This is a genomic window from Rugamonas rubra, assembly GCF_900114705.1.
Lineage (GTDB): Bacteria > Pseudomonadota > Gammaproteobacteria > Burkholderiales > Burkholderiaceae_D > Rugamonas > Rugamonas rubra.
In genome coordinates, this window is the sequence record NZ_FOTW01000057.1 from 1 (window position 1) to 11322 (window position 11322).

The window sequence follows — 11322 nt, forward strand, 5'->3', positions numbered from 1 at the left end:
ATCGAGCGCGCGTTGGCATTGTTCATGGTCGTGGCGTGGCGCATCGCCCACTTGATGCGCCTGGGCCGCATCTGTCCGGATCTGGACGCGGGCCTGTTCTTTGATCCTGACGAAATCCGCGGAGCCTACCTGCTCACGAAGGAGCGACGGCCGGATCGACCTCCGACCCTGAACGAAGTCTTGCGACTGATCGCCCGCGTCGGCGGATTCTTGGGGCGAAAAGGCGACGGCGATCCAGGAGTGAAAACGATTTGGCAGGGGATTCAGGAAGTGCGCGTGGCCGCACTAACGATAAAAGCGCTACGCGAGGAAGCCGAGTGACTTGTGTATAAACCTATGCGTTCGAAGGTCGCGTAGTCAAATCTGGAACCCGGGAAACTCGACTGATGGAAGTTAGAGCCGGTAAATCGGCACCCCGTGAAATCGCACGAGTCAAAAACGCAGTTTTTAAAATAGCAGCCGTCAAACACGCTATGATCGAACGACACATTCTTGAATCTAATTTTTATCGCGTTAAGGCGGGTGAAGTTCTTAAATTTGAATGTAACGACCTCGTCCATCACGTCTTTGGCGACGTAGTGGTCAGTAATGGTCCGTCTGTTGCCAGGAGAGAAATCATCCGGAATCGCAGGCAAGCTATCGTCTGTCATTTTGGGTTTCGTAATTGGGTTGGCTCATATTCGCTAAAAGCGTGTCTTTTGATAAGCGGCTAGGCCCGAGAAGTCAAATGCGCGCATTATCCCCCTTCAGAGGTGATGTCGCACGGTTTTTTGCGTAGAGCCTCCACCGCCGCCGCCGCCACTGCCACTGCCACTGCCACTGCCGGCCAGGTTACATTGGCGCAACTGAGATTTTTTCTTCCTCAATGACCATTGGATGGGGCAGATACACAGCATTCCGCTATTTTTCCTGCTGCTCTGAAAATCATCAAGCTTCCCCAGCTAATTGACTACCAAGAATAATGCTTCCGGCCTTCCACCAGTGTCCGGGCCTAACCAAGTCCACCTGCGGTACCAGCTTACCTTCGACTGACGGATTAGGTGCCGATTTCCGCATGATTTGCTCTAAGCATGTTGCAGAACAGTGCTCCTTGCTCAATCGCATCATCAAGTGCAACGTGCGTGTGGGGAAACGTGTCGAACCACTGTTTTGGCATGTTGCGCTTCGTGCTCTCACGATACTCAGTCTTCAGCATTGCCATTGCATAAGATTTCATATCTAGTGCTGAATGGCTGAATGGACTCTCGCCGACGAAGCGAATGAGATACCAATACACGAATAGGAAGTCGAAGCCTGCCGGATAGGCGACGAATACAGGCTTTCCCTTGAGCGACTTGATCCAGTCAACGTAAGCTCGCATAGCACCTTCGGGCTTCTGCAATTCCTTTCTGCACGCAGCCCATGCTTCTGGTTGCGTGGCCCACCAATCGGCTGTCTTGGGATGAGGCGATGCGCCATCCAGCGTTTCAAGGTTTGCGGAGAAAGTTGAGACGAGCTTCTTGTCTGGCGTATATGCGGCAGAGCCGAAGCTCAACATGGAATGAGGACCTGGGATCGGCCCATCAGTCTCAACGTCTGTGCTTATGTATATCTCGGTCATGTAATTGAATTGGTTTGGTTTGCGGCGCCTAGTCATGTCATCCAGAACCCAAGTTCTTCGAGCACTTGCTCACATAACTGGAAATTGGCCGTAGTTCATCAATGACTTTACCCGTTCGACTCTCTCGCAGCAAACGCTTTCTGAGCAGATGTCGGTGAAGGGGATGACAGGCGGCTTTTGACCGGACCCTGCCGATTGTACTCGATCGTGAACTGAGGCCCGCCGGCGCAAACGCCACTACCACAGCCTTAGCCAGCATGTCGAAGCTCCCAATGACGCCGTGGACAATCAGTGTACTCAGCAGCGCAGTCAGCGGTCACGCCGGATGAACAGCGCACCAAGCGCCAGGCCGACACCAAAGGCGCCATACACGACTGCCAGCGAAGGCCGCGACAGACGCTTTTCGAAACCTGGATGGAGTCGCTGAGGGGTTAGCTGATAGTCGACAAAACAGGCCACGGCAGACACGGCCATGGCCGCCGTCACCGTGAGCACCGGGTCCTTCTTGTCCAAGCGCTCCCCCATTGCTTTTTCGAATAGCACAGCCCAGAACGTGGCGCACGCATGGTGGATCACGTAGCCTACGAGCGTGTAGCGCGACGACACCGTGTCTTGCCTGGCCGCTTTCTCGCCCCATAGCCAGTGGCTGATTGCGTTGGTGGGCGCGCTCATGCTTCCGGCTTCGGACTTGCCCAGCGCCGCCAGCGCGACAGTCGACAGAACACTGGCCGAGCTGCCAGGGACGATCGCACGTTTGATAGCGGTATTCCAGCTTTCCATAGCATCCTCATGGTCTAATTTAGGACGGGGCGACCGATGTGGAACCGACCGCACTGGCTTGGAGGAAACGCATGCGCATCTTGCTTGCCGGGGCAACGGGGTTTATCGGCAAACACTTGCAGGCCGCCCTGCTTACCGATGGACACCACTTGGTATGCACCACACGCCACCCTGGCGTGAGCCATCCCCCCGCCTCGCCTAGTTCCAAGCCGACATCAGTAAAGATACCGAGAAAACGGCCTGGACGGCGCGCTTGAGCGACATCGATATGGTCATCAACGCCGTGGGCACTTTCAAACAATCCGGCAGGCAAACATTCGCCGATTTACGTAACTACTATGCCGACGATCTATTGCTCAAGCCCTCTGCCGAGGCGCGCGCGTCATCGCTGGAGGAAGTGATGGAAGTGGCAGAGCCGCTGCTCGGCACATGGGATACGGCCGGGACTGCGGCCCGGCCGCCGTCCCTTCACGCTCACACTCCGGCGCAAGCTTAGTCCGCCACGCCGCCGGCAGGCACGCCGTAGCGGTCGGCCTGTACCGCGCCACTGACGGCGTGGGTGCGCACCTCGGCGCTGATCGGCAACATGTCGCGGTTCCAGTTCTCCCACTGCGCCTTCAGCCGCGCCAACACCTCGGGATGCTTGCGCGCCAGGTTGGCCCGCTCGCGCTGGTCGGCCACCACGTCGAACAAATACTCGTTGCGTCCCATCTTCAAATACTTCCAGTTGCCAGCGCGGATGGCGCGCTGGGCGTTGGCCTTGTAGCGCCACAGCAGGGTGCGTTCGACGCGCACGCTGTCGTCGAGCAGGCAGGGCAGCAGGTTTTGCCCGTCCGTCGGATACGCCGGGTCGGGCGCGCCGCCGGCCGCCGCCAGCAGGGTCGGCAGCCAGTCCATGCTGATCGCCACCTGCGGCGTCACCTGGCCGGCGGCGATGCGGCGCGGCCAGCGCACAATGGCCGGCACGCGGATACCGCCCTCCAACAACTCGGTCTTCTGCCCGCTCAGCGGCCAAGTCTTCGAGAAGCGCTCGCCGCCGTTGTCGCTGGTGAAGACGACGATGGTGTTGTCGGCCAGCCCGCGCTGCTCCAACTCCTTGAGCACCTTGCCGATCGAACTGTCGAGCGCGCCGACCATCCTGCCGTAGGTTTCCAGGTTGCCGCCGTCGTAGTGGCCCAGGCTGGCGATGCCGCGCGACACCGCCTCGTCGCCCGGCCCCTCCCACGGCCAGTGCGGCGCCGTGTAGTGCAGCGACAGGAAGAAGGGCTTGCCGGCCTGCTGGCGCCGCACGAAGTCGACCGCGCGCTGGCCCAGCAAATCGGTGTAGTAGCCGACCTCCTGCACCGCAACCTCGCCCTCGTACAAGTCCTCCTTGAGGTCGGCGCCTACGCCGGGCTTGTGCGTGAAGTAGTCGATGGCGCCGCCGTAGTTGCCGAAGAAGCTGTCGTAGCCGCTCTTCAGCGGGCCGAAGGTGGGCAGGTAGCCCAGGTGCCACTTGCCGATCAAGGCCGTCTGGTAGCCGACCTTCTGCAACAGCGACGGCAGCGTTGGATGGCGTGGCGGCAGGCCCAGCGTGTCGGAGGCGCCGGCGATCGGTTCCTCCAGCCCGCCGCGCAGGCGGTACTGGTAGCGCCCGGTGATCAGCGCGAAGCGGGTCGCCGAGCACACCGCCGAGTTGGCGTAGGCCTGGGTGAAGCGGATGCCCTGCCCGGCCAGCTTGTCCAGCTGCGGCGTGGCGAAGTCGGTCTGGCCGTAGACGCCCAGGTCGGCGTGGCCGAGATCGTCTGCCAGGATGAAGAGGATGTTCGGTTGTTCGCGGCCGTCGGCGGCGGCGCCCGCCAGCGAGGAGTAGCCGGCCAGCGATTCGGCCAGCGCGAGCGCCGGCAGGGACTTGAGGATGTTGCGGCGGGACTGGTCGGTTTTCTTCATCGGCGGCCTCAATTCAGGCGGCGATGCGGAACGGAAACGGCGGAATGCTGGCGACGAAGGGAGACTGGACTGGGCATGGCGGGAGCTTTCCTGGTGGAGGTTGTCGCAGCGCCGTGGTGTTCACGGCCCTGGGGCGGCCTCGTCGTGATGGAAGAAGATGCCGCCCATCATACGAACTCAACAGGAAAAACCAAACCAACAATTACAAATAAGCATATGCAATAAGTCTATACAACTTGCCTATGCGAAGAATGCCGGCGCCGCCGGCACCCTGCTTAGACGGCCTCGGCGCCGGTCTCGCCGGTGCGGATGCGGATCACCTGCTCGACGTTTTGCACGAAGATCTTGCCGTCGCCGATCTTGCCGGTGCGGGCCGCCTTGATGATCGCGTCGACCACCTGCTCGGCCACGCTGTCGTCGACCACCACTTCGACTTTGACTTTCGGCAGGAAGTCGACCACGTACTCGGCGCCCCGATACAGCTCAGTATGGCCCTTCTGGCGGCCGAAACCCTTGACTTCGGTGACGGTCAGGCCGGTCACGTTGACTTCGGCCAGCGCCTCGCGCACTTCATCGAGCTTGAACGGCTTGATCACAGCGGTAATCTGTTTCATGACATCTCCTTGATATAAATCGGTAATTCAGTTCACTGCCGCAGCTCACTGCCCACAGCGCGGCCGGCGATCGGCCTGCTGCATGCGGCCCTGCGCCCTGTGGCCAGCCCCGCTGGCGACACCGGGCGCCCTCGCGAACGCGGATTTGGATCAGGCGGATAGCCTTGACCGCGTCGGCCGGCGGGTAGCCGGCGCCGACTTGCGCGGCGATCGGGCGACGCCGCAGCGCAACTGCGAATCGGCGTCGAATCGGCTATTGTAATCGACCCCGCGCAAACCCGCCCTACTCTGCCGGAACGGTCTGCAACTGCTGCAGCCAAACCACGCTCTGCGCGTCGCTCGGCGCGCGCCAGTCGCCGCGCGGCGAGAGCGAACCGCCGGTGCCGACCTTGGGCGAATTGGGCACGCAGGTACGCTTGAACTGGCTGGTGCGGAAGAAGCGGTCGAGGAAGATCCCCAGGTTTTTCTTGATCTCGCCCAGGCTGTACTGGTTGCGCGCGACGTGGTCGCCGTCCGGCCAGCGGCCGCGCTCGCGGTCCTGCCAGGCCGACAAGGCGAGGAAGGCCACCTTGCTCGGCGCGAAGCCGAAGCGCAGCACATAGTAGAGGTTGAAGTCCTGCAGCTCGTAGGGGCCGATGGTGCTTTCGGTCTTCTGCTCCGGCTGGCCGCCGGCCGTGCCCGGCACCAGCTCGGGGCTGATCTCGGTGCCGAGGATGTCGAGCAGCACCTGGGCGTCGTTGCGGCCGATCACGCCGGACTCGGCGACCCAGCGCACCAGGTGCGAGATCAGCGTCTTCGGCACGCTGGCGTTGACGTTGTAGTGCGACATGTGGTCGCCCACGCCGTAGGTGCACCAGCCCAGCGCCAGCTCGCTCAGGTCGCCGGTGCCGATGACGATGCCGTGGTGGTGGTTGGCCAGGCGGAACAGATGGTTGGTGCGCTCGCCCGCCTGCACGTTCTCGAAGGTGATGTCGAACTGCTCGTGGCCCTCGGCGTACGGATGGTCCAGGTCCTTCAGCATCTGGATGCAGCTGGGGCGGATGTCGATTTCGGCGGCCGTGCAGCCGACCAGCGCCATCAACTGCTTGGCCTGCTTGAGCGTGCGCTCGCTGGTGGCGAAGCCGGGCATGGTGTAGGCCAGGATGTTGGTGCGCGGCAGCTTGAGCTTGTCCATCACGCGGGCGCAGACCAGCAGCGCGTGGGTCGAGTCGAGGCCGCCGGAAATGCCGATCACCACCTTTTTGATGTTGCTCGACGTCAGGCGCTGGGCCAGCGCCTGCACTTGGATGTGGTAGACCTCGTTGCAGCGCTCGTCGCGGCGGCGGCTGTCCGCCGGCACGTAGGGGAAGCGCTCGACGCAGCGCTTCAGCGGCAGCGCCTGGGCGACATCGAGCGCCAGCGCGAAGCGCACCGCGCGGAACTTGTTCACCTCGGCGGCGTGGCGCTGCACCGAGTGGCCGAAGGTGGTCTGGTGCATGCGCTCGCGCGACAGGCGCTCCAGGTCGACGTCGGCGCAGATCAGGCTGGACTCGTCGCTGAAGCGCTGCGACTCGGCCAGCATTTCGCCGTTCTCGTAGATCAGGGCCTGGCCGTCCCAGGCCATGTCGGTGGTCGACTCGCCGCCGCCCGACGAGGTGTACAAATAAGCCGCCAGGCAGCGCGCCGACTGCTGGCCGACCAGCTGGTGGCGGTAGCCGGCCTTGCCGACCAACACGTTCGACGCCGACAGGTTGACCAGCACGCTGGCGCCGGCCAGCGCGGCGAAGGACGACGGCGGCACCGGCACCCAGACGTCCTCGCAGATCTCGACGTGGAACTTGAACAGCGGCATGTTGCTCACTTCAAACAGCAGCGCCGAGCCGAACGGCACCGTCGCGCCCAGCAATTCCACCTCGGTGGCGACGGCGTAGTCGCCGGTGCTGAACTGGCGCGCCTCGTAGAACTCGCCGTAGTTCGGCAGATAGCTCTTCGGCACCACGCCCCGGATGGCGCCGCCGGCCACCACCACCGCGCAGTTGTACAACTGGTGGCCGACCCGCAGCGGCAGGCCGACCACCAGCGCCGGCGCCAGCTCGGCCGACGCCGCCACCACCGTGGCCAGCGCCTGCTCGCAGGCGTCCAGCAGCGCGCGTTGGTGGAACAGGTCGTCGCAGGTGTAGGCGGCCAGGCCCAGTTCGGGGAAGGCGACCAGCGCCGCGCCCTGCTCCTGCGCCTGCTTGGCCAGGGCGATGGTCTGCGCCGCGTTGTAGGCCGGATCGGCGATGCGGCAGGTCGGCACGCCGACGGCGACGCGGGCGAAATCGTGGGAATACAGGTTGAAGAAATTCTGGGTCATGTCGATTCTTTCACTGCCGGGCGGCGCGCGCGGGCGGCGCCGAACGTGGGCTGGTTTTTCTGCGTAGAATGCAAGGCTGTTGAATGCGAAAGCTTGGAAAATGAATTATCGCACGGGTATTGTTTCTTCTTTGGCCGAGGTGGGGGAATTCGCCTGGAATGGTCTGCTGGCGGCGCAGCAGGGAGCCAAGGACGAGGCCAACCCCTTCCTGTCCTATGCCTTTCTGCACGCGCTGCACGAATCCGGCTCGGCCTGCGCCGACACCGGCTGGCAGCCGCAATTCCTCGTCCTGTGGCAGGACGACACGCTCGCGGCCGCGATGCCGCTGTATGTCAAATCGCACTCCTACGGCGAGTACGTGTTCGACTGGGCCTGGGCCGAGGCCTACGAGCGCCACGGCCTGGAATACTATCCCAAGCTGCTGTCGGCCATCCCGTTCACGCCGGTCAGCGGCGGCCGCCTGCTGGCGCGCGACGACGCCGCGCGCGCCGCGCTGGTCGAGCTGCTATGCGCGCAGCAGCAACAGGCCGGCATGTCGTCGACCCACGTGTTGTATCCGCCCGAGGCGCAGGCCAAGCAACTGGAGCGCGCCGGCTTCATGCTGCGCAGCGGCGTGCAATTCCACTGGCTCAACGCCGGCTACGCCGACTTCGAGCAGTTCCTCGCCACGTTGGAGCACAAGAAGCGCAAGAACATCCGCGCCGAGCGGCGCAAGGTGCGCGAGGCCGGCGTGACGATGCGCCAGGTGCGCGGCGTCGACGCCAGCGAGGCGGACTGGCGCTTCTTCCACCGCTGCTACGCCAACACCTACGCCGAGCACCGCTCGTCGCCCTACTTGAATCTAGATTTCTTCCTGCGCATCGGCGCCAGCATGCCGCAGAACATCTTGCTGATCGTCGCCGAGCGCGACGGACAGGCCATCGCCTCCTCGCTGCTGATCCACACGGCCGACACCTTGTACGGCCGCTACTGGGGCGCGCTGGAGCACGTGCCCTGCCTGCACTTCGAGACGGCCTACTACCAGCCGCTGGAGTTTTGCATCGCGCAGAAGATCGCCACCTTCGAGGGCGGCGCCCAGGGCGAGCACAAGATGGCGCGCGGCTTCCTGCCGCAAAAGACCTGGTCGGCGCACTGGCTGGCCCACCCCGCCTTCGCCGACGCCATCGAACGCTTCCTCGAGCGCGAGAGCGGCGGCATCGAGGCCTATATCGACGAGCTCAACGAACGCAACCCCTTCCGCAGCTGAGCCGCAGCCCAGGCGCCGCCGCTCAGTGCGGCGCCGACAACAGCAGCGGATCGCTCAGCTTGAGGATGTGGCGGTAGTCCTCTTCGTCAACCACCTCGATGCTGACCACCTCGCCCATCTGCACCTCGGCATACACGGCCAGCGGCCGGCGGATCAAATGGTTCAAGCCCTCGGCCATCACCGCCAGCAGATCATCGTGCAGATCGTAGCTGATACCCAGCAGCGGCAGCCACTGCGCCTCGACCTGGCTACCGATGGCCAGGGCCTCGATGTCGATCTCGACGCTCTTGCCCTCCAGAGTCCTGGCCATGCGGTCGAAATAGGCCTTCCACTCGGCCTTGTCAATTTTCATGATGCTCATCGCGATCCTCTCCCGGAAATGTACGCCCACTTATATCAGATCGACTCAGGCGCGCCGGGTTTCGCCGAACCGAGCGAAACATGATCGGCGTCAGGCAAGGTCGGAAAAAAACCGCCGTCGCGGCGCCCAGCCAGCCGGCGGCGCAACAGTACAGTACCGGTCCAAGAGCGAATCCAAGCGCAAACGCCGCCGCTTCACCCGCAAGTTCCGCCTGCACATCAAAGTCAGCTTTGTCGAACAGCGCCAGCTACTTCAAACACCAATAGCCGCCTTCGGCGGGTATAAAACACCTAGGCAAAGGTAGCAGCCCGCTTTCGGAAGATCGCGCGAGTAAAGTTCTTTCGCGGACCATCGAGCCCACCAGCAGCCAGGGACGTCATCACGAAGAACAACAACGCACGATCTACTGAGGCCTCGACACTACCAGTGCTCGACACAACAGACTTGACGAATGGAGTGGTTTGTTTGCTGATGAAAGCATCTACAGCGGCCTCGATGTCCGCCATTGCCTTTGCATCCATTTTGGGAATCGGCAACCGGACCGCAGTGGCGGCGGCAAGAGCAGGTGCAGCAGCTGCCACTGGAACAGAAGAAAAACCGCCTACGGGAACAGCCGAGACCGACGCCGTCACGGTGACAGTGGTGGTTGCTGGAGCTGGGCCCTTCACTTTGGCAGGGATGTGCCAGCTCGACCAGATCCGTTACGATCCTGGAATCCACACCTTTTTGCTGCCCCTTGCCGTTGATCGTTCCTGCGCGAAATTGGACGTCTTCAACCGCGATGATGGCCTTGTGCTCCGCCGTCATCGAGTCCTTGATACCATCGTACCAATAGACCCGCAGCAGGTTCGTGTTCTGCAGCGAATCTGCGGCCTTAGCTATCAGTAGTTGGACCAGTCCTTTGGCATCAGCGAGAACGAGATCGGCTCTTGTCTTGCTGGATTTTCCACTTAAGATCTCCACCGATTGGCGAAGCAAGTAGCCTGCATCCACAAGAATGGCGTAGCGATTCATATTGTAGCCCAAAAAATAAGCCCCCTAAAAAGGGGGCATGGGCCTCAAGCGCATCTCGGGTTATAGGATAAGAGACGCACCTCAGACCATCGATGCTATACCCGTTTTTTAATGCCGTCAAGAAGACCGAAATATGGCGCACAAAAAGGCCAGATGACATTCGACCGTTAAAAGCATGGAGAAAAATCCATGCTGCCACTGTGACCCAATTTGCAGGCACCATCACTGAAAAAAATCAAACGTCGCCGCATTGTGGCGTCCAAACCTCCGCCGATCAACAAGCGCGCGGCACGGCGGATCTGGCCGCACACGTAAAAAAGCGCACCCCGCCGTGGCGTGGGTGCGCTTTTTTTTGGAAAGAACGGGCGGCGCGGGCGCCGCGCCGATTAGCCTTCCGGGTTTTCTTTTTTGTACGAGGCGACGCCGTTCAGGATTTCCTGTTTTGCATCGTCAACGCCGTACCAGCCGTCGATCTTGACCCATTTGCCTTTTTCCAGATCTTTGTAGTGCTCGAAGAAGTGCTGGATCTGGCGCAGGCGCAGTTCGTTCAGGTCTTCCGGCTTCTGCCAGTGGCTGTAGATCGACAGAACCTTGTCGACCGGCACTGCCAGGACTTTGGCGTCTTCACCGGATTCGTCGGTCATCTTCAGCACGCCGATAGGACGGCAGCGCACGACCACGCCTGGGATCAGCGGGAACGGGGTGATCACCAGCACGTCGACCGGGTCGCCGTCGTCGGACAGGGTGTTCGGCACGTAACCGTAGTTGCACGGGTAGTGCATCGCGGTGCCCATGAAACGGTCGACGAAGATCGCGCCCGATTCCTTGTCCACTTCGTATTTGATCGGATCGGCGTTCATCGGGATTTCGATGATCACGTTGAAATCGTTTGGCAGGTCGCGGCCGGACGGTACTTTATTCAAGCTCATGGGTTTTCCTCGTTATGCATGCAAATGGTTTAACCGCATAATTATAGCGAGTTGAAGCGTGCTTGTGCGATGCAGCAGGCAAAACAAGCGCGCCATGGCCACGCAACAACACCACTCCGTCGTGCTGTCACCCCGCAACCCCCAACCCGAGGGGGTCTGACCCCGTACGGGGTCAGACCCTAATGCCGTTGACTTAAGCAATCGATAGCGGTTGTAAACGCGGTTTCGTTGTGTTAACTTCTCGGCATGATGCTATCCGATGCCATACTGTTCGCCAATGAAGTGCCTGATCCGTTCGACTGGAACCGATTCGGCGAGCATTTACCTTACGAAATGATTGAAGCCGCACTGGCCGAACATGGCAAGGCCAGCATTCGCCGCCGCCGTCTGCCGGCCCAGCAAGTTGTTTGGCTGGTTATTGCGCTGGCGCTGTATCGACATCGCTCCATCGCTGAGGTGCTGGGGGAGCTGGATTTGGCGTTGCCGGACATGGCGGCGCCGTTTGTGAGTGATG

15 protein-coding genes are annotated in these 11322 nt (G+C 61.7%); 7 read left to right on the plus strand and 8 right to left on the minus strand.

The annotated features are described in order from the left end of the window. A partial coding sequence (locus BM252_RS29470; protein ID WP_281249409.1) for an IS4 family transposase occupies window positions 1-321 on the plus strand: 321 nt, incomplete at its 5' end. Here the strand turns inward: BM252_RS29470 and BM252_RS29475 are convergent. From BM252_RS29475 to BM252_RS29485, 3 genes are all read right to left on the minus strand, one after another. Continuing rightward, window positions 264-650, minus strand: coding sequence for a pentapeptide repeat-containing protein (locus BM252_RS29475; RefSeq protein ID WP_093391329.1), 387 nt, complete (start codon window positions 648-650; stop codon window positions 264-266). The genes BM252_RS29470 and BM252_RS29475 overlap by 58 nt on opposite strands. A gap of 386 nt (window positions 651-1036) precedes the next feature. After that, window positions 1037-1600: a 3'-5' exonuclease family protein gene (locus BM252_RS29480; protein WP_093391330.1), complete on the minus strand. Its 564-nt coding sequence runs from the start codon at window positions 1598-1600 to the stop codon at window positions 1037-1039. A gap of 309 nt (window positions 1601-1909) precedes the next feature. Next, window positions 1910-2380, minus strand: coding sequence for a hypothetical protein (locus tag BM252_RS29485; RefSeq protein ID WP_093391332.1), 471 nt, complete (start codon window positions 2378-2380; stop codon window positions 1910-1912). A 71-nt stretch (window positions 2381-2451) separates the two neighbouring features. Between BM252_RS29485 and BM252_RS31920 the strand changes: the two genes are divergently transcribed. Together BM252_RS31920 and BM252_RS31925 are read left to right on the plus strand one after the other, a co-directional pair. Next, window positions 2452-2637: an NAD-dependent epimerase/dehydratase family protein gene (locus tag BM252_RS31920; protein ID WP_139236817.1), complete on the plus strand. Its 186-nt coding sequence runs from the start codon at window positions 2452-2454 to the stop codon at window positions 2635-2637. Next, window positions 2634-2876, plus strand: coding sequence for a hypothetical protein (locus BM252_RS31925; RefSeq protein ID WP_093391333.1), 243 nt, complete (start codon window positions 2634-2636; stop codon window positions 2874-2876). The genes BM252_RS31920 and BM252_RS31925 overlap by 4 nt, the downstream gene beginning before the upstream one ends. Here BM252_RS31925 and BM252_RS29495 read toward each other — a convergent pair. From BM252_RS29495 to BM252_RS29505, 3 genes are all read right to left on the minus strand, one after another. Continuing rightward, window positions 2873-4309, minus strand: a complete 1437-nt coding sequence (locus BM252_RS29495; RefSeq protein WP_093391335.1) for a sulfatase family protein — start codon at window positions 4307-4309, stop codon at window positions 2873-2875. The genes BM252_RS31925 and BM252_RS29495 overlap by 4 nt on opposite strands. Window positions 4310-4584: 275 nt before the next feature. Then, complete coding sequence (locus BM252_RS29500; RefSeq protein WP_093391336.1) at window positions 4585-4923, minus strand: P-II family nitrogen regulator; 339 nt, start codon at window positions 4921-4923, stop codon at window positions 4585-4587. Between the two features lie 283 nt (window positions 4924-5206). Continuing rightward, complete coding sequence (locus BM252_RS29505; protein ID WP_093391338.1) at window positions 5207-7258, minus strand: NAD(+) synthase; 2052 nt, start codon at window positions 7256-7258, stop codon at window positions 5207-5209. Between the two features lie 100 nt (window positions 7259-7358). On the opposite strand from BM252_RS29505, the gene BM252_RS29510 reads away from it, so the two are divergent. Then, a complete protein-coding gene (locus BM252_RS29510; protein ID WP_093391340.1) occupies window positions 7359-8504 on the plus strand; it encodes a GNAT family N-acetyltransferase in 1146 nt (381 codons plus the stop codon). Between the two features lie 22 nt (window positions 8505-8526). Here the strand turns inward: BM252_RS29510 and BM252_RS29515 are convergent, their stop codons facing one another. Then, a complete protein-coding gene (locus BM252_RS29515) occupies window positions 8527-8856 on the minus strand; it encodes a DUF5335 family protein (protein ID WP_245774508.1) in 330 nt (109 codons plus the stop codon). On the opposite strand from BM252_RS29515, the gene BM252_RS30710 reads away from it, so the two are divergent. Both BM252_RS30710 and BM252_RS30715 read left to right on the plus strand, forming a co-directional pair. Then, window positions 8855-9169, plus strand: coding sequence for a hypothetical protein (locus tag BM252_RS30710; RefSeq protein WP_139236818.1), 315 nt, complete (start codon window positions 8855-8857; stop codon window positions 9167-9169). The genes BM252_RS29515 and BM252_RS30710 overlap by 2 nt on opposite strands. 161 nt (window positions 9170-9330) lie before the next feature. Further along, entirely contained in the window at window positions 9331-9753 is a 423-nt protein-coding gene (locus BM252_RS30715; protein WP_139236819.1) for a hypothetical protein, read from the plus strand. A 512-nt stretch (window positions 9754-10265) separates the two neighbouring features. Here BM252_RS30715 and ppa read toward each other — a convergent pair. Continuing rightward, window positions 10266-10808 (minus strand): inorganic diphosphatase, encoded by a 543-nt coding sequence (gene ppa / locus BM252_RS29525; protein WP_093391343.1) that lies wholly within the window; start codon window positions 10806-10808, stop codon window positions 10266-10268. A gap of 249 nt (window positions 10809-11057) precedes the next feature. Here ppa and BM252_RS29530 point away from each other — a divergent pair. Beyond that, window positions 11058-11322 (plus strand): transposase domain-containing protein (locus BM252_RS29530; RefSeq protein WP_245774509.1); only part of this gene is annotated, 265 nt, incomplete at its 3' end.